This is a genomic window from Candidatus Eisenbacteria bacterium (genome assembly GCA_016930695.1).
Classification (GTDB): Bacteria; Orphanbacterota; Orphanbacteria; order Orphanbacterales; family Orphanbacteraceae; genus JAFGGD01.
This window is the reverse complement of sequence record JAFGGD010000008.1, coordinates 130,557-148,839: the sequence shown is the minus strand read 5'-3', so window position 1 is coordinate 148,839 and position 18,283 is coordinate 130,557. Positions and strand designations below refer to the sequence as shown.

Here is an 18,283-nt window from a genome sequence, read left to right as displayed (position 1 = left end):
GGGAGGATGCAGAGCATCCGGACCGTGCCCCGAAGGGAGACCGGTGGGGGAAGAGAATGAATCGATACCGATTCCAAGCGCCCCGGATTCCGAGAAGGATTACCCGCCCGTCCCTCTCCCCCCACCGGAGCCCGCTTTCTTCCCCCTAGAACTCCACCTTCGGCGCCTTGGCAGCCTCCTCCGGCGCCTCGAAGAGCTCCGCCGGCTTGAACCCGAAGAACCCCGCGATCAACACGGTCGGGAAGGTGCGGAGCCTCGTGTTCAGGGCGACCACCGCTTCGTTGTAGCGGCGCCTCTCCACGGCGATCCGGTTCTCCGTGCCGGCCAGCTCGTCCTGAAGCCTGAGGAAGTTCTGGTTCGATTTCAGCTCCGGATAATTCTCCACCACGAGGAGGAGCCGCGAGAGCGCCCCGGTGAGTTCGTTGTTCGCCTCGATCTTCTCCCCCACCGAGCCCGCGCCGCCGACGCGCGAACGCGCCTCGGTAACGGCGGTGAAGACCTCCTTCTCCTGGTCGGCGTACCCCTTCACCGTGTTCACCAGGTTGGGAATCAGGTCGTAGCGCCGCTGGAGCTGGTTCTCCACCTGCGCCCAATCCCCCTTCACCCGTTCGTCCATCGTGACCAGCGTGTTGTATGTGTTCTTGACCGACGCGTACACGCCGATCGCCACCAGAATAACGACGACCAGAACAACGAGAAGAACGGTCCGTGCTTTGCCCATACCCTATCTCCTCTTCCTCATTCTCCCCCGCCGGAGAGATCCGATTCCCATCGATCGACCGCGATCGCCAGCTTGCGCGCCTCCTCGAGAAAGCGGTCGGCGAGGCGAAGCAGTTCCTCGCCCTTCGCCTTCTCTCCCCGCCGGACCCGTTCGAGACGCTCGAAGAGTTCCGCGTCGAGACCGAACAGTGCCGCCGCGCGCCGGACCGCCTCCCCTCCCTCCGCCTCGAGCCGCCCCTCGGCGACCCAAAGAAGGCCGCGGAAAAGCGCATGGTAGCCGGGGAGGCTCGCGACGATCAGCGCCCGTAGATCCCGCGCCCGACCGCGGCCGGCGAGATAGCCGCGCCGTAGGTGAAGCAGGTAGCCGCGCGCCTCTCTCTCGCACTGCAACCGGACGGCGCGCCGCTCGAATCGGAGCGCCGCGAGAGGGTCCGGGCCGAGCAGCACCCTGTAGGCGCTTTGCATATTCAGGAATTCGAGAGGGTAGGCGTCGAGCGCGCCGCGGATATACTCCTCCGTCAGGAAGAGCGGGATCGCGATTCCCCTCTTCTGCCATCCCTTCACGAAACCGAAGGCGTTCTCCAAGTCGAGAATCGCCCGATCATCGAGGATCACGAGAAAGTTGATGTCCGAATCGCCGGGACGCCAGTCCCCCCGGGCCGCGCTCCCGTACACGGCCGCCGAGAGAAGGCCGTCGCCGAACGCTCCGCGGAGATCCCGCAGAAACGGCTCGTAGGCCGCCTCCGGCCCTTTCGTTCCGCCGGATGTCATGCGTTTCCCTCTCTCCGCGCCCGAGGGCGCGGCCCGTTAAAATCCGCGGGACGCGCCGCCGCCGCCGCTCATCCCACCGCCGAAACCGGAGAATCCTCCTCCCCCTCCTCCACCGCCGAAACCGCCGAAGCCGCCGCCGCCGAAGCCGCCGAAACCTCCGGGGGGACGCCGCCCGCCCGAGGAGAAGAGGAGAAGGAGCAGCCAGGGGGAGATCCGTCCCCGGCCGATGAGGAAAAAGATGATCAGAAAGAGAATGAGGCCGCCCACGCCGCCGCGACTTCCCGCCGGCCGGCCGGCCGGCGCGGGGGCGCCCGACGCGAGCCCGGCGAGTTGCACGCCCGCGTCGTCGGCGATCACCGCGGCGAGGGCGGCGACTCCGCCGAAAACACCCGCGTCCCAATCATCCCGGCCGAGTTCGGGAACCACGTAGCGATCCAGGATCTCGCCGGTCCGTCCGTCCGGCAGGATCCCTTCCAATCCGTAACCGGTCTCGATGCGAACCTTCCGCTCCCCGACTGCGATCAGAAGGAGCGCCCCCCGGTCCTCCCCCTTCCGGCCGATCCCCCAAGACTGATAGAGATCGACCGCGTAGCGCTCGACCTCCTCTCCGCCCATGTCCGGCACGATCGCCGCCGCCACCGTAACGCCCGTCTTTTCAAGCAGTTCCCGGCTGAGCGCTTCGGCGCGCCTCTCCGTATCGGGCGAAAGCACACCGGCGAAATCGTTGATCAGACCGTCCGGAGGGGGAAGGTCGGCGGCCGCCGCCCCGGAAGAGAGGAGCGGAAGCGTGAGAAGCAGGAGCATTCGGATCCACGGGTTGACGGCTCGCTTTCTTTTCATGCGTTCTTTGTAACAGATTCGCGGGAAAAAAGAAAATGGATGGATGAAGCGGCTTGGCGGCGTTCAGGGGAGCGGTTCTCCACGAGGCTCGGGCCGGAGATCGAGCGCCGGGGCATCCCCGCGACGGTCGCCGCCCTTGCGTCCCTTTGTCCTTGCGGGTCCCAGGAATTACAAAATACGGGAACCTCTCCAGTTTTTCTTGACCGGTGCCGAGACTCTTGGTAGGACTCGTTCCCGACCAGCCTTCCCCGGTCCGCCCGATCGGATCGGATCTCGAGAAGCGAGCCGAACCAACTCGATTTCGCTCGCCGGATCGTGGCGAGCCGGGAGAAAGCGGTGCCCCGCTCTGCGTTCCGCCGTCCGATCGGTTCCATCCTGGCGGCGCTCTTCGTCCTCCTTGTCGGGACGCCACTCCCCTCAGGCGGAGCGTTGCCCGAAGAGGGCTATGCGCTTCGCGCCCCCGCGATCGAGGAACCGGCGCCCGGCGCGGCGATCGAGGAGGGGGACGCCCTTCTCCGGTGGCGACCCGTTCCGGGCGCGCGGGAGTACCTGCTCTTCTTCTCACGGGAGCCCTTCGATCCGCCTCTGCGGGTCCCCGTTTCCGCCGACCCCGCGCGGACGGACCGCTCCACCGCCCGCAACTGGACGCGCCTCTCCCGCCTCGATCTCCCCGGCGGCGATGGTGGGGGGACGTGGTATTGGACCGTGGCGGCTCGCGTGGGGAACGGGCTTCTGGCGGCGCCGGTTCGCGCCCTCCACATGCCGACGGGGGAAGCGGACCGCGCCGCCGGCCTGATCCGTCCCGCGGGAAAAGGGCGGTTCGACCCGGGGCGGCGCGAGGGTCCGGTTCGACTGGCGAACGGGATGGAGCTGGCGGAGACGCGGGCGAAGGAGGACACGCTCCTTTCCCGCTACGTCGTGGTCCGCTTCGAGGGGCCGATCCGCGAGTCGTGGCGCCGCGCCCTGGAGAGGACCGGGGCCGAGCCGGTCGGCTATCTCCCCGACGACGCTCTCCTGGTCCGCGCCGGCGCACGGTCTGCGGAGGAGCTGCGCGATCTTCCCGGCGTCGCCTGGATCGCCCCCTACCGGGACGGCCGCCTGAAAGGGCCGGACCACGCCTTCCCGGCGGCGAAAGCCGGGGAAACGATCGAGACGGTGGCGCTCCTCTTCCCCGGAGAAGACCCGGCGCCGGTCCGCGAGGCGGTGGCGCTCCGCGGCGGCTCGGTGCTCGGCGAAGCGGAAGGGACGGTCCTCTTTCGCGCCGGAGCGGACGCAATCGACGCCGTCGCCTCGCTCGAGGGCGTGCGCTGGATCGAACCGCATCGCGTCTTCCGCCTCTTCAACGACGCCTGCCAGTGGGTCGTGCAGAGCGATCTCTCCGGGCAGAGAAGCCTTTGGAGCCGTGGCCTCAAGGGGAACGGGATCCTCCTCTCCCTCTGCGACAGCGGCTTACTTCTCACCCACGATATGTTCCGGGACGGCACCCGTTCGATCGACGACTGGGGCGACTATCCGGACCACCGCAAACTGGTCGGCTATTGGAAAGCGGACAGCACCTCCCTCATTCTGTTCGGCGACCATGAAGGGGCTTCTTGGCACGGGTGCCACACCGCCTGCACCGTCGCCGGAAACGACAGCGCCTTCGGCTGGAGCGCGCGGGACGGCATCGCGCCGGCGGCGAAGATCCTCTTCGTCGACGGCGGCGGCGCCACGAACGAGATCTTCGCGCCGACCGACCTGGGCGGACTCTTCGGCGCCGTCTACGAAGGCAACGCCGCGGGCGCGCCGCGCATCATGTCCAACTCCTGGGGGGTGCTCGGCGGCGGCGCCTACGACTACCGCTGCGAGCAAACCGACCGGTTTGTTTGGGAGCACAAAGATTTTCTCCTCGTCTTTTCGAACGGAAACGGATCCGTGGCGAACTCCGTCGGCAGCCCGGCGGCGAGTAAGAACGTGGTCAGCGCCGGCGGGACCGAGAATGGATCGTCGGCGGACCAGCTCTACACGACGTCGAGCCGCGGGCCGACGGACGACGGGCGGCTGAAACCGACGATCTGCGCCCCGGCGCGACTCGCTTCCGCCGCCGGCGACGGCGACGACGCCTACCAAACGCTGGAGGGGACCAGCATGGCCGCCCCGTCCGTGGCGGGAGGGGCGGCTCTGATCAGACAGTACTTCGTCGAGGGACGCTACCCGACCGGCGAGGCGGGCGTTTCGCCTCCCATCGAGCCGTCGGCCGCGCTGGTCAAGGGGGTGCTGATCGCCGCGGGACGCAGCGACGTTTCCGGATTCGCCATCCCGTCGAACGACATCGGTTGGGGACGGCTCTGTCTCGAAGACGCCCTCGCCTTTCCGGGCGAGACCCGCCGTCTCGCCGTGATGGACGAGGCGGCCGGTCTTCTCACCGGCGAAACCGCCACCTACGAGATTACCCTCTCCTCCTCCTCGGAACCGCTCCGGGTAGCGCTGGTCTGGACCGATTATCCTTCGACGCCGGCGGCGTCGCGCAACCTGGTGAACGACCTCGATCTCGTCGTGAGCGGCGGCGGTTCCACCTACCTGGGGAACGTCTTCGCGGGCGGATCCTCCTCGACCGGCGGCGTCCGGGATTCGCTGAACGTGGAGGAGTGCGTCCGCGTCGCCTCGCCGGCGGCGGGGGTCTGGACCATCGAGGTCGCGGCGCACTCGGTCCCCTACGGGCCCCAGCCCTACGCGTTGGTGGTGACCGGCGCGTTGGACAACTCCATCGGCACGCTCGCCCTCGACCGTTCCTCCTACGGGGGAGCGGACACGATCGCCGTCCGCCTCGAGGACGGCGACGCTTCCGGCCCGGTCCGCGTGGCGTTCTGGTCGGACACGGAGGCGGAGCCGGAGAGCCTCACCCTGAACGGATCGGGAGGCGTCTGGAGCGGATTCCTCCCCACCACGACGGCGCTCACCTCGGCGGGGGACGGCCTCCTCTCGGTGAGCCACGGCGACTCCGTCCACATCGCCTATGACGATCCGGTCGGCGGCGCGCGCGTCGCGGGCGCTTCGATCTCGCTCACCGGGCCCGTGATCCTCTCCGTATCGGTCCCCGAGACGGGAGACGGCGAGGCGACCCTCCTCTGGGAGAGCGACCGCGCGTCGGACTCGCGCCTCTTCTACGGTCTGGATCCCTACGCCCCGTCCGACACGATCCTTTGCGCCGACCTGGTCACCCGGCACGAGATCCCCCTCGCCGATCTGCTGCCCGACACGACCTATTGGTTCCGGGTGGCGTCGGCGGACGAGCGGGGGAATCTCACCGAGGACGGAGGCGGCGGTGAACCGTACCGGCTGACCACCGGCCCGCGCGCCGACGTGCTCCTCGTGATCGGCGACCCCACCTTCGACGACCTGGACGCCTACCGGGACGCCTTCGCCCGGTTCGGCTGGTCCGCACGGATCGTCCGGAACACGGTGCCCGCGGTGGGGGACCTCACCCACGGGCTCCGCAGTTACCCCGCGGTCTGGTGGCAGGCGGGTTGGGAGCAGTATCCGCCCTTCTCGGAGGCGGCGCGCGAAACGATCGATCGTTACCTCGGCGGCGGCGGCCGGATGACCCTCGTCTCCCACGATGTCGCCTGGGCCTTCGGCGACAGCGCTTCCTCCTTCTGGAGCCCGGAGACCGAAGACTGGCTCCGCGGCACGCTGAAGGTTCGCTGGGACCGGGAACCCTCCTATTGGAGCATCAACTGGGGCGTCGCCGGCGATCCGATCAGCGATTCCTACATCTACGGCGTCTCCTACTCTCCTTTCCGGAACGGCGGCGCCGGCGACGAGGTGCTTTCCGTCCCCTACGCCGGAACGATCGATTCGGTCTGGAGCAATAACTACGGGCCGTCGTTGATCGGCGTCCGCTGGAAGGACAACACGGGCTCCGGAGAGGCGGACAGCGCCGTATGGGGCGGCCTCCCCTCCCGGGGGGTCACGTACTGCTTCGAGTGGGCGCGCCTGAACGCCGTCTATTCCGACGATTATCACCGCGCCCGCATCCTGGACCGCACCCTCCGCTGGCTCCTCTCCCGCGACCATCCGGACGTGACGCTCGGCACCTGCAAGAGCGGCGGCGTGATCACGGCGGCCCCCGTCTCCATCGAGTGGAGCGAAGCTGTCTACGGCGCGGGCGTGGGACACAGAAGGCTGGATTGGAGCGGCGACGGAGGCGCCTCCTGGAACCGGATCACCGACGACGCCGGGCCCTCTCCCTATCTCTGGGACCTGGAGGGCGTGCCGAACGGAACGACGGTCCGCGTGCGGATCACCCTCTACGACGACGGCCGGGGCGCCCTTTCCGGACGGGACGAATCGTCCGTCGATCTCACCGTGTCCATTCCGGGGAACGACGACCGAGGGCCGCGCGTGCTCGCCGGGAGCGCGGCGGCCACACCGAACCCGGTCGAGACGCCGGGCGCGGTGGTCCTCACCGCGATTCTCTCCGACTCGACGCGGGGGGGATCGGCGGTCGAAGCGGCGGAGTGGTCCCTCGGTCCCGCTCCGGCCGGCTCGGGGACGGCGATGAGCGGAGGCTGGGGCTCGATCACCGCCTCGGTGACCGACACGCTCGACGGCGGCTTCCTCTCGCCGCCGTCGGACACGATCTGGATCCGCGGTCGCGACGCCGAGGGAGCATGGGGGGAAGCCTATCCCCTGGCCGTGTCGCTCCGCGGCGAGTGGACCGCCGTGCCGGCGGGCGAGTCTCCTCCCGCCTCGTTCCGTCTTCACGCGAACGCCCCGAATCCCTTCAACCCCTCCACCACGATCCGCTTCGATCTCCCCGCTTCCGCGCAAACGCGAATCGCCGTCTACTCCGTTGCCGGACGGCTCGTCCGCGTGCTGGAGGACCGCTTCTTCCGCGCCGGCGCCCACCAAACATTCTGGAATGGACGGGACGAATCGGGCCGGGAAGCCGGGAGCGGCGTCTACCTCCTGCGGATCGACGCCGGGCCGCACCGCGCGGTCCGCAAGATCATGCTTCTCCGCTAAACCGCGACCCTCCTTCTTGCCCCGCCGAGCCCGCGCCTCGGAGCGCGACGCGTCCCTTGACAGATACGCCGGCCTGCGACAGCCTGGAACCGCGGTCCGGACGGAATGCACCGGAGGGCGGCCGAAGGGACGTCCCCTTTCCCGGCGCCGCGGGGAGGAACGATGCGGTTCGACACCATTCTGCGGGGCGGGCGGGCGATTCTCCCCGGCGGCGCTCGCGATTCGGAGATCGGGATCGTCGGAGAGCGGATCGCCGCGATCGAACCCCGGCTCCCCGTCGACGGGACGACGAAGGTCATCGACGCGCACGGCATGCTCGTCCTCCCCGGCGTGATCGACGCGCACGTCCATCTCGAACTGCCGGTGAACGGCGCCCTCTCCGCCGACGATTTCCGCACGGGCACCCGCGCCGGCGCCCGCGGCGGCGTGACCACCGTGATCGACTTCGCCACCCCCGAATCGGGACAGAGCCTGGACGAAGCGGTGAAGGATCGGCTCCGCGCCGCGGAGGGGAAGGCGCTCGTCGACTTTTCCCTTCATGTCTGCATCACCGATTGGGACCGCCAGAAGGGCGAGATCTCCGATCTGATCCGCCGCGGCTTCCCCACCTTCAAGGAGTTCATGATCTACGAGGAGCGGGGACTCCGCTCGGACCATCGGGCGATGGAGGAAACCCTCCTCACGCTCCGTGACCGGGGCGGCATGCTCCTGGTCCACGCCGAATCGCCGGAGGTCATCGCCCGGGAGACGGAACGGTTGCGTTCTCCGGAGCGGATGCGCGCCGAAGGGGCGCGCATGCACGTCCTGACCCGCCCACCGGAAGCGGAGATCGAGGCGGTCCGGCGGGCGGCGGATCTCTGCGTCCGGACCCGAGCGCCTCTTTACGTGGTGCACCTCTCCACGGGCGGCGGGGCCGCGGCGATCGAGGAGGCTCGGAGGAAGGGCGCGCCCCTTTTCGCGGAGACATGTCCCCAGTACCTCGTGCTGGACGAATCGGTTTTCGACCGCCCCGACGGGCATCGATACGCCACCTGCCCCCGAGTGGGATCGCTCGCCGATGGAGACCGTCTCTGGTCGGCGATCCGGGAAGGCGTCGTGTCCGTCATCTCCACCGACACCTGCACATTCACCCGCGCGCAGAAAGACGCTTGGGGAGGGGACTGGATGAAAATCCCGATGGGCCTCCCCGGACTGGAGACGCTCCTCCCCCTCGTCTACACCCACGGCGTGCGGACCGGGCGGATCGGCCTGGAAAGGATGGTCGAGGTGCTCAGCGCCGCGCCGGCCCGTCTCATGGGACTCGCGCCGCGGAAGGGATCGATCGCCGTCGGCGCCGACGCGGACCTCGTCGTCATCGATCCCGAGAAAACCCGGGCCGTCCGGCCGGAGGAGATGGAAGGGGGCGCGGACTGGTCCCCCTACGAGGGCCGGGAACTGGCCGGCTTCGCGCGCACCACCCTTTCCCGGGGCGAGGTGATCGTGGACGACTACCGCGTGGTCGGCCGTGACGGGCGGGGGCTCTTTCTTTCACGCGGGAAGGCGGGAAGAAACGGAGGTTAGCGCCGGCCGGCGTACACGCGGGTGATCGAGCGAGTCGATTCATCGGGAAATCATTATTCGCACTTAAATAAACATTTTTCGAATCCTGTATGCATCGATCCTTTCCGCTGGTTTTTCATTTCCGAAAAAACAAGTTGCGCAAACGGGTCTGTTCTGGTAGATTTTTCTCGCATCTCTGCGAAACACACCTCGAGAACCGAAATCTTTCAGCGGGCCGCCCTGGCGGCGCGTTTGTGATGTATCGGTATCCCCCCGATCGCCGGTGCGTGATCACACAAGAACGCATCACCGTACTATCTTTGCTGAACGTAACGAGATCGTAGTAACCGGAAAGAGATTACTTGAATCTCGACCGGTTTGATTCAGTCCCTGGAGGATCGGGACGAGGGCCGCGCAGCTCCTTCCTGGTGCGCGGTCTGACGGGTCCGAGACGCCGTGCGCCGGCCCGATAGCCGGCAGGACGAAGATGCCCCTTCACGATCTCTCACCCCAGACCGGGGCGTACGCCCCGGCCGCGCGGATCTCTGCGCCCCCGGCGGAATCCGCCCTCCTTCGGCCGGCGAGTCCGGGCGCGCGGCCCGGTGCATCCTTTGGGAGTGTTCCGACAGAGGGGGGCGGACGATGACCCCCGGCGCCCGGATCGTCGCTCCCGAGCTGGATGTCATCGGCCGCTACGCGCCTTTTGCTCTTTGGACGGATCGCGACCTGATCGTGCGATGGATTTCCCCTTCCGTGACGGAGGGGTTCGCCGGGGTGCTCGGCAATCACATCTCGGACGTGACACACGCACCCCGGTACCCCTCCACGGAAACCTCGGCGGGAGGCTCCTCTCCGATCGATCTGATCGGGGACGGAGCCCTCCTGCCTCTTATGGGGGAATGGATCCGGCACGAGGAAGGATTCCTTCTTCTCGCCCACCGCCGCCTCGGGCCGGAAAACTGCGCTCCTCCCTCCACCCGTGGGAACGAAAATAGAGAGGGGGGCTTCGGTCTCGTGGAGAAGCGGCTCGCCCTCGCCCTCGACGGAGCCTCCATGGGGATCTGGGAGTGGAACATCCGGTCGGGGGAAGTGGTGACCGATCGGCGCGGGCGAAACGGATCCTCCCACCGCCTGAAAGAACGGCGAACCACCATCCGCTCTTTCTTCGAGCGCCTCCACCCCGACGACCTGCGCCCCACCAAACATGCTCTCCGCGAACACTTCCGCGGCCGCGCCCCGGTCTACGAGATCGAACACAGGAGCCGGGACGCAAGCGGCGGATACCACCGGCTCCACGAGCGCGGCAAGGTGGTGGAGCGGGACGAGCGGGGATTGCCTCTCCGCTTGGCCGGAGTCTTCCTCGACCTGACCGAACAGGAGGCCGCCGAGAATGCGCGGCGCCGGAGCGAGGAGCGCTACCGGTCGCTCGTCGAATCGATCGACGCCCTGATTTGGGAGGTCGATCGGGAGGGGCGATTCACCTATGCGAGCCCCCGTTTCCGGACCATGCTCGGACGGGAGCCGAAAGAGATTCTGGGCCGCCCCATCATCGAACTGCTGCCCGAAGGAGAAGCGGGATGCGTCTCTTCTCTCTTCCGAAAGAAGAGGAAGGGGGGCGAGCCCTTCGGTCCCGTAGAAACCAGGATCCTCAGAAAAGAGGGCGGCGAGATCGTCCTCGAAACGCGAGCCGTCCCCTTCCATGACGAAACGGGCCGCCTCCTCGGCTATCGCGCCCTCAGCCGGGACATCACCGAGCGAATACAAACGGAAGACGCGTTACGCGGCGGCGAGGAACGCTACCGGCGCCTCGTGGAGATGATGGGCGAGGGGCTCGGCCATCAGGATGAGAACAACATCGTCCGCTACGTGAACGATCGCTTCTGTGAAATTGTCGGCTATGCGCGGGAAGAGCTGATCGGCCGGCACGCCATGGACCTGGTGGACGAGTCGCATCGTGAGGACGTCGCCTCCCGCTATCAGAAGAGACGGAATGGAATCGGCGGAACCTTCGACACCGTCCTCCTCCGAAAGGACGGCTCTCCGGTGGACGTCCGGATTACTTCATCGCCGGTGATCGAGGAGGGGAACCGGTACGGCGGCACCATCTCCGTCTTCATGGACATCACCGAGAAAACGCGGGCCGAAGCGGCTCTCAAGGAATACGCGAGGCGTTTGGAGATCCTGAACCGGATCGTCAAGATCGCGAACCGCGCGCCGGATCCGGAGAGCCTCCTCCGCGAAGTGCTCCGGGCGACCATGGAGCTGATGAACTTCGACGGCGGCGGCGTCTACATGCTCGAGGAGGGAGCGGATGAAGCGGTGATGGTGCGCCACGACGGCCTGCCCGATCCCTTCCGCGACGCCGTGCTCCGTCTCTCCGCGAAAGAGGGCCCCTTCCGGGAGCTGTTCCGGGAAGGCCGCTCGATCGTCTCCCCCATCGCGCCGGAAGCCCGGCTCGAGCTATCCATGGAACCCTTCTTCAGCTGCTTCGCCGCCGTTCCCGCCCTGGACGGGGACCGAATCGTCGGGTCCATCCACATCGCCTCCACGGTGAGACACGCCTTCACGCGGCAGGAAACGGAAACCCTGGAGGCGATCGGCCGCGAGCTGGGGACCGCCCTCGCCCGCCTTCGCGCCGAGGAAAGAATCCGAGACAGCGAGGAAGTCGTCCGGGCGTTATTGAACGCGCCGACCGACTCCGCTTTTCTCCTCGACCTGGAGGGGAAGATCCTCGCGGTGAACGCGATCGCCGCCGAGCGCTTCGGCCGGTCCCCGAAGGAAATGACGGGGCGAAATTTCTTTGATTTCAACCCGCCCCATCTGGCGCACGCCCGCCGGGAGAAAATGGCCGAAACGATCCGCGACGCCCGGCCGGTCCGTTTCGAGAACAAGCGGGCGGGGATGGTTTTCGACACCAATATTTACCCCGTCTTCAACGCGGAGGGGGCCGTTTGCCGGGTCGCCCTTTTCGCGCGGAACATCACCGCGCAGAAAAAAGCGGAGCAGGCGCTTCTGGACAGCGAGAACCGGTACCGGACCGTATCGGAACTCACCTCCGATCTGACCTATCAACTCCGGATGGAGCCGGACGGACGGCTCGTGCCGGAATGGGTCACCGGGGCGATCGAGCGGATCACCGGATACCGCTTCGGGGAGATCGCGTCCCTGGAGGACTGGCGGAATTTCGTCGTCGAAGAAGACCGGAAAGACGTGCGCCGGGCCTTCCAAACGCTTCTCCGGGGGCGGATCGCCATCGACGAGTTCCGGATCCGGGACAAGCGGGGGAACATCCACTGGCTCCGGCACTACGGCCGCCCGATCGAGGACGAGGAAACCGGAAAGGTGAAGCTCATCCGCGGCGCCGTTCAGGACATCACCGACCGGCGGACCACCGAGGAGGCCCTCCGGCACAAGCGGGCCTATCTGGAGAGCATCTTCCGGGCGGCGCCGACCGGAATCGGCGTCGTTTCGAACCGGGTCTTCCGCGAGGTGAACAAGCGGCTATGCGAGATGCTCGGCTACGGCGAGGAGGAGCTGATCGGGCAGAGCGCCCGCATGGTCTACGTTTCCGAGGAGGAGTTCGACTGGGCCGGCCGGGAGAAATACGGGCAGATCCGCGAGCGGGGGACCGGGACGTTGGAGACGCGCTGGATGCGGAAAGACGGCCGGGTCATCGACGTCCTCCTCAGTTCCACGCCGATCGACGCCTCGGATTTCACCAAGGGGGTCACCTTCACCGCCCTGGACATCACCGAGCGGAAGGAGTGGGAGCGGGCGCTCGGGGAGAGCGAGAGGAAATACCGCCTACTCGTGGAGAACCAGACCGATCTTTTGGTCGAGATCGATCTGGAGGGGCGGATCCTCTTCGCCAGCCCCTCCTACTGCGAACTCTTCGGTAAAACCGAGGAGCACCTGTCGGGGAAGAAGTTTCTCCCCCTCGGGCACGGGCCGGAGCAGAAAGCCACGCTGGAGCTGATGGAGATGCTGCTTCGCCCGCCTCACCTGGCCCATCAGGAGCGTCGGGAGTTCACCGCCGACGGACCGCGATGGCTCGCCTGGGCGCACAAGGCGGTCCCGGACGAGGAGGGCCGGATCCGGACCATCGTCGCCGTCGGCCGGGACATCACCCTGCGCAAGCAGAGAGAGATGGAGCTACAGGATTCGGAAGAGCGCCTCCGGATTCTCTTCGAGCGCGCGCCGGACGCGTGTTTCCTGACCGATCCGGAGGGAACCTTCCTCGACGCGAACCGGGCCACCGAGGAACTGACCGGCTACGGCAAGGAGGAGCTGGCCGGCCGGAACCTGGTCGACCTGAAGATGCTCTCGCGTGAGCATCTGACCGGCGCCGGTCCCCGGGCCAGGATCCACCCGCTCCGCCGTCCCACGCGGGAGCAGAGCATGAAGCGGCGCGACGGGACGGCGCTGGTGATCGAGACCCGCGCCTATCCCGTCACGATCCAGGGGAAGGCGCAGGTCTTGGCGATCGCGCGGGACGTGACGGCGCGGCACCGCGCGGAGAACGAAAGGACCCGGCTGCTCCGAGACATCGAGGAGCGGGTGAAGGAGCTGAACTGTCTCTACGGGATCTCCAATATCACCGACCAACCGGACACTCCCCTGGAGGAGATGTTCCGCGACGTCGTGGACTGGATCCCCTCGGCGCTGCAAAACCCGGAGAAGACCTGCGCGCGAATCTGTTACCGGGACGAGGAATACGGCACGGACAACTATAGGGAGACGGACTGGGCGCTCACCGGCGTCATCCGCGCGCAGGGCGCCCCGGTCGGAACCGTGGATATTCGATACCTCGAAGATCCGGTCGAAAACAGCGGCGGCGTGTCGATCCGGGAAAAGCAGAACCTGATCAACGCCGTCGCCAAAAGGCTCGGCGGCACCATCGAACGCGTACGAGCTGAGCGGAGTCTCGCCGAAAAGGAGCGCCTCTATCGAACCCTGATCGAGTCGGTTCCGCACGTGATTTGGCTCGCCGATCGGGACGGCGGCATCACCTACATCAATCCCGCTTGGAAGGAGATCACCGGGAGGGAACCCGAGCAATCTCTCGGCAGCCGTTGGGCCGAGTCGCTCCATCCGGACGACCTGTTCCGCGTGCTCGCCCAGTGGGAGGGGTCATGCAAGAAAGGGCGGGAGTTCGGCGGCGAGGCGCGTTTCCTCTCGCGGGAGGGCGCTTACCGGATCCTCTCCTATATCGGCACACCGGTGTTGGACGAGCAAGGGCGCGTCGAGATGTGGGCCGGAATCAACACGGACATGACCGACTACCGCGACGCGGAGGAGGAGCGTCGCCGCGCCCATGCATTCCTCGATTCCATCATCGAAAACCTGCCCAACATGCTTTATGTAAAAAGCGCGAAGGACCTCTCTTTCGTACGATTGAACCGCGCCGGCGAAAAGCTCCTCGGCCGTCCCCGAGACGAACTGCTCGGCCGCTCCATCTACGAACTCTATCCGATTCAGGACGCGGTGTTCTCCACCGCCAACGACCGGGAGGTCCTGAAAGGAAAAAGAATGGTGGAGATCCCCGAGGAGACCCTGCAGACCCGGGACCGGGGACTCCGTGTGCTGCACACCAAGAAGATCCCCCTTCTGGACGAAAGGGGGGAGCCGGAGTACCTGCTCGGCATCTCCCAGGACATCACCGAGCACAAACGCGCCCAGGATTCTCTGCGGTTGCAGAGCCAGATCGTGGAGAACATGCGCGAAGGGGTCTGCCTGATCCGCTCCGTGGACGGACGGATCGCCTACGCCAACCCCGCCTTCGAGGGGATGTGCGGCTACGACCCGGGCGAACTCATCCAATGCCACGCCGGCGTTCTCGATCTCCCTCCGGAGGAACGAAGCGGCGAGCGGAGCGCCACCGACGTGATCCTGCGCCTGGGAGACGGAAAAAGCTGGAACGGCGAGGTGCGGAACAGGCGGAAGGACGGAAGCGGTTTCTGGTGCCGGGTCGGCGTCTCCACCTTCGACCATCCGGGCTACGGGCGGGTTTGGGTGGCCGTGTTCGAGGACACCACGGAGCGGAAACTCCTGCAGAACCAGCTGTTGCAGGCGCAGAAACTCGAGGCGATCGGCCAGCTCGCCTCCGGGATCGCTCACGAAATCAACACGCCCATCCAATACGTGGGGGACAACACCCACTTCCTCGCGGACAGCCTGAACGATCTGATCGACCTGGCGAAACGGGGACGCCGCCTCCTGGAGACCTGCGACATCGAATGCGCAGGCGCCGAAGAGTTCCGTCACTTCCGGGAGGCCTTGGAACGCGTGGATCTGGATTACGTCTCTCGGGAGATCCCACGGGCGACCGAACAGACGCTGGAAGGAATCGAGCACGTGGTTTCCATCGTGCAAGCGATGCGGGAGTTCTCCGGCCAGCGCCCCAAGGATAAAACTCTCACCGACCTGAACCGGATCGTCCGGAACACGCTCACCTTCTCCCGCCACGAGTACAAATACGCGGCGCGGGTTTCGACCGATCTCGACGGGGACCTCCCTCCGGTTCCCTGCCTGCCCAGCGAGTTCACTCAGGTCATGCTGAACCTGGTGGTCAACGCCGTGCACGCCATCGAGGAGCGCTACGGCAAGAAATCGCCGGTTGCGGGCACCATTCACATCGCCAGCCGTCGTGACGGGGACTGGGCGGTCGTCCGAGTTTCGGACGACGGCGCCGGCATCCCCGCGGAGAATCACCATCGCGTCTTCGATCCCTTCTTCACGACGAAAGAGGTCGGCCGGGGCTCCGGCCAGGGGCTCGCCATCGCCCACTCCGTCGTGGTGGACAAGCTCGCGGGAAGCATCTCCTTCGAGACGGAAGAGGGTCGGGGAACCACCTTCACGATCCGGTTGCCTATCGAGGATCCACACGTTCCTCAGGAGGGCGGCAATGAAGGAACGCATACTCTGCGTTGACGACGAAAAAAAAGTCGTGGAAGGACTTCATCGGAACCTGCGGACCAACTACGAGCCTCACGCCGCGGGCGGGGGCGCGGAGGCCCTCGAGACGCTCCGGCGAAAAGGCCCCTTCGCCGTGGTGATTTCCGACCTCCGCATGCCCGGCATGGACGGCCTGGAGTTCCTGGACCAAGTGAGGCAGGCCTGGCCGGACACGGTGCGTATTCTCCTCACGGGCCAAGCGGACCTGGACGCCACGATCACGGCGATCAACCGGGGTCGCATCTTCCGTTTTCTCTGCAAACCCTCTTCGCGCCGGGAGATTCTGGACGCGGTGGAAGCGGGTGTTCGCCAGTACCGGCTGGTCACCTCCGAGCGCGTGCTGCTTGAGGAAACGCTGATGGGAAGCATCAAGATGCTCACGGACATGCTCGCGATGGTTCACCCCGAAGCGTACGGCCGGGCGACGCGGCTCCGGCGCCATGTGGAGGATTTCGCCGGACGGCTCGGCCGCGAGGATGCCTGGGCCGCGAGGATCGCCGCCCTCCTCTCCCCTCTCGGCTGGATCACGCTCCCGCAGTCCACGGTGGAGAAGCTCTACCATCACCGCCCCCTCGGCCCGGAGGAGCGCAAGATGGTGAGACGGCTCCCCGCCATCGCGGAAGAGCTGTTGGACAGCATCCCGCGGTTGGAGCCGGTCCAGCGCATCCTGGCCTATCAGGAAAAACGATTCGACGGCGGCGGCATCCCCGAGGACCGCACCGCCGGCGAGTCGATCCCGATCGGCGCGAGGCTCCTCAAGATCGTCAACGACTACGACTCGCTCATCGAAACGGGACTCACGGCGGAAGAGGCGATCGACACCATGTCGATCCGGCGCGGCTTCTATGACCCCGAACTCCTACGCGCCTTCGCCGAGGTGAAGCGCGACCAACCCCCGCAACCGGAGACCCGCGCGATCGCCGCCGCCGAACTCTGCCTCGGCATGATCCTCGCGGAAAACGTGGTGACCCGTTCCGGTCGTCTTCTGGTCGTCAAGGGACAGGAGATCACTGCGGGCACCCTCGCCCGCATCCGCAATTTCCGGGGTCCCACCGGCGTCCGCGAACCGATCTGGGTTCACCCCACGCCGGACGAATCGGAGAGCCGCGTGGAGACGGTCGCCGGAAAGGAGACGCCGTGAGCGAACCCGGTTTCGCCGCCGGTCTTTTCCCCGATCGCGATTCCGCGGAAGGACCCTTCCTCCGCTTTCCCTGCCTGATCCATTTCCGCCCCGGCGGGGCGGCATCCGCCGGCCCGGTCTCCGGCGCCGAGCGCGAAGAGAGAGGACGAACTACGATGGACCCGCACCGACGAATGAACCGGATTCTCTTCGTGGACGACGACCGCTATTTTCTCGATGGATTGAATCGTACCCTGCGATCGGAACGCCACGCATGGGAGATCGTATGCGCCGAGAGCGCGGCGGAGGCGATGAACCGGACCGACCGGATCCCCTTCGACGCGATCGTTACGGATATCAACATGCCTGGCATGAATGGGTTGGACCTTCTCCGCGCCCTCCGGGATCGCGAAGCGACCCGGGACACGCCGGTGGTCATTCTCACCGGGCGAGCCGAGAGGGACCTCAAGCGGCGCGCCCTCGACCTGGGAGCCACGGACCTCCTGAACAAACCGATCGAAAGGGAGGACCTGATCGCGCGCCTCCGCAGCGTGATTCGCCTGAAGGAAGCCCAGGACGAGCTGAAGGAGAGGAACCGCCTGCTGGACGAGAAGGTTCGGGAAAGGACGCGGGAGCTGGAGGAGTCCCGTCTCGAGATCATCCTCCGGCTCGCCAAGGCGGCGGAGTTCCGGGATCGCGAGACGGGGAACCACGTGATCCGCGTCGGTTGCTACAGCAGGATCCTGGCGGAGGAACTGGGCGAGGATCGGGACTTCGCCGAGGCGATCTTTCTCGCCGCGCCTCTCCACGACATCGGCAAGATCGGGATTCCGGACGCGATCCTGAACAAACCGGGTCCGCTCACCGCACGGGAGGCGATCGTGATGCGCCGCCATTCGTCGATCGGCGCGGATCTGCTCCTACGAGACCCCCTCGCCTTCGATCGTATCTCCGGGCAGCACGACGCGAACCGGTTCCGGCGCGCCGACCGCTCGGGGATTCCGATTCTGCGAATCGCCGCGGCGGTCACCCGGTCCCACCACGAACGATGGGACGGGACGGGTTATCCGGACGGCCTGCGCGGTGAATCGATTCCCCTTTCCGCCCGCATCGTGGCGCTGGCGGACAGCTGGGACGCGATCCGCTCCGTGCGCCCCTACAAACCGGCCCGCAGCGAGGAGGAAACGATCGCGATCCTCCGGGCCGAGACGGAGGCGCAGTTCGATCCGCGGGTGGTGGAGGCGACTCTGAGCGCGGTGGGACGGTTCCGGGACGTGGAGGCGCGCTTCAACGATTCCGTGGAGAAGGCTGCGACGGAATCCGCTTGATCGG

The 18,283-nt window shown here is 66.8% G+C and carries 8 protein-coding genes; 5 read left to right on the top strand and 3 right to left on the bottom strand.

Annotated elements, in window-relative coordinates; all coding sequences use genetic code 11:
* Positions 1-145: 145 nt before the first annotated feature.
* The 3 genes from JW958_01370 to JW958_01360 are packed head-to-tail and all read right to left on the bottom strand — an operon-like array spanning position 146 to position 2,331.
* Positions 146-721, bottom strand: a complete 576-nt coding sequence (locus JW958_01370) for a LemA family protein (protein ID MBN1824883.1) — start codon at positions 719-721, stop codon at positions 146-148.
* A gap of 17 nt (positions 722-738) precedes the next feature.
* A complete protein-coding gene (locus tag JW958_01365) occupies positions 739-1,491 on the bottom strand; it encodes a nucleotidyltransferase domain-containing protein (protein MBN1824882.1) in 753 nt (250 codons plus the stop codon).
* A 36-nt stretch (positions 1,492-1,527) separates the two neighbouring features.
* Positions 1,528-2,331: a TPM domain-containing protein gene (locus JW958_01360; GenBank protein ID MBN1824881.1), complete on the bottom strand. Its 804-nt coding sequence runs from the start codon at positions 2,329-2,331 to the stop codon at positions 1,528-1,530.
* Positions 2,332-2,667: 336 nt separating this feature from the next.
* Here JW958_01360 and JW958_01355 point away from each other — a divergent pair, with 336 nt between their 5' ends.
* The 5 genes from JW958_01355 to JW958_01335 all read left to right on the top strand — a co-directional run bounded on the left by JW958_01355 (position 2,668) and on the right by JW958_01335 (position 18,279).
* Entirely contained in the window at positions 2,668-7,338 is a 4,671-nt protein-coding gene (locus JW958_01355) for a S8 family serine peptidase (GenBank protein ID MBN1824880.1), read from the top strand.
* A gap of 162 nt (positions 7,339-7,500) precedes the next feature.
* A complete protein-coding gene (hydA, locus tag JW958_01350; protein ID MBN1824879.1) occupies positions 7,501-8,898 on the top strand; it encodes a dihydropyrimidinase in 1,398 nt (465 codons plus the stop codon).
* A 621-nt stretch (positions 8,899-9,519) separates the two neighbouring features.
* On the top strand, positions 9,520-15,807 hold the full coding sequence (locus JW958_01345) for a PAS domain S-box protein (protein ID MBN1824878.1): 6,288 nt from the start codon (positions 9,520-9,522) through the stop codon (positions 15,805-15,807).
* Positions 15,782-16,972, top strand: a complete 1,191-nt coding sequence (locus tag JW958_01340) for a response regulator (GenBank protein MBN1824877.1) — start codon at positions 15,782-15,784, stop codon at positions 16,970-16,972. The genes JW958_01345 and JW958_01340 overlap by 26 nt, the downstream gene beginning before the upstream one ends.
* Positions 16,969-18,279, top strand: coding sequence for a response regulator (locus JW958_01335; protein ID MBN1824876.1), 1,311 nt, complete (start codon positions 16,969-16,971; stop codon positions 18,277-18,279). Before JW958_01340 ends, JW958_01335 begins: the two co-directional genes overlap by 4 nt.
* Positions 18,280-18,283: the final 4 nt, after the last annotated feature.

What these genes read in the sequence shown, in the direction of transcription:
- JW958_01370 (MBN1824883.1), bottom strand. Translation starts at nt 721, where the DNA reads ATGGGCAAAGCACGGACCGTTCTTCTCGTTGTTCTGGTCGTCGTTATT.
- JW958_01365 (MBN1824882.1), bottom strand. Translation starts at nt 1,491, where the DNA reads ATGACATCCGGCGGAACGAAAGGGCCGGAGGCGGCCTACGAGCCGTTT.
- JW958_01360 (MBN1824881.1), bottom strand. Translation starts at nt 2,331, where the DNA reads ATGAAAAGAAAGCGAGCCGTCAACCCGTGGATCCGAATGCTCCTGCTT.
- hydA (MBN1824879.1), top strand. Translation starts at nt 7,501, where the DNA reads ATGCGGTTCGACACCATTCTGCGGGGCGGGCGGGCGATTCTCCCCGGC.
- JW958_01345 (MBN1824878.1), top strand. Translation starts at nt 9,520, where the DNA reads ATGACCCCCGGCGCCCGGATCGTCGCTCCCGAGCTGGATGTCATCGGC.
- JW958_01340 (MBN1824877.1), top strand. Translation starts at nt 15,782, where the DNA reads ATGAAGGAACGCATACTCTGCGTTGACGACGAAAAAAAAGTCGTGGAA.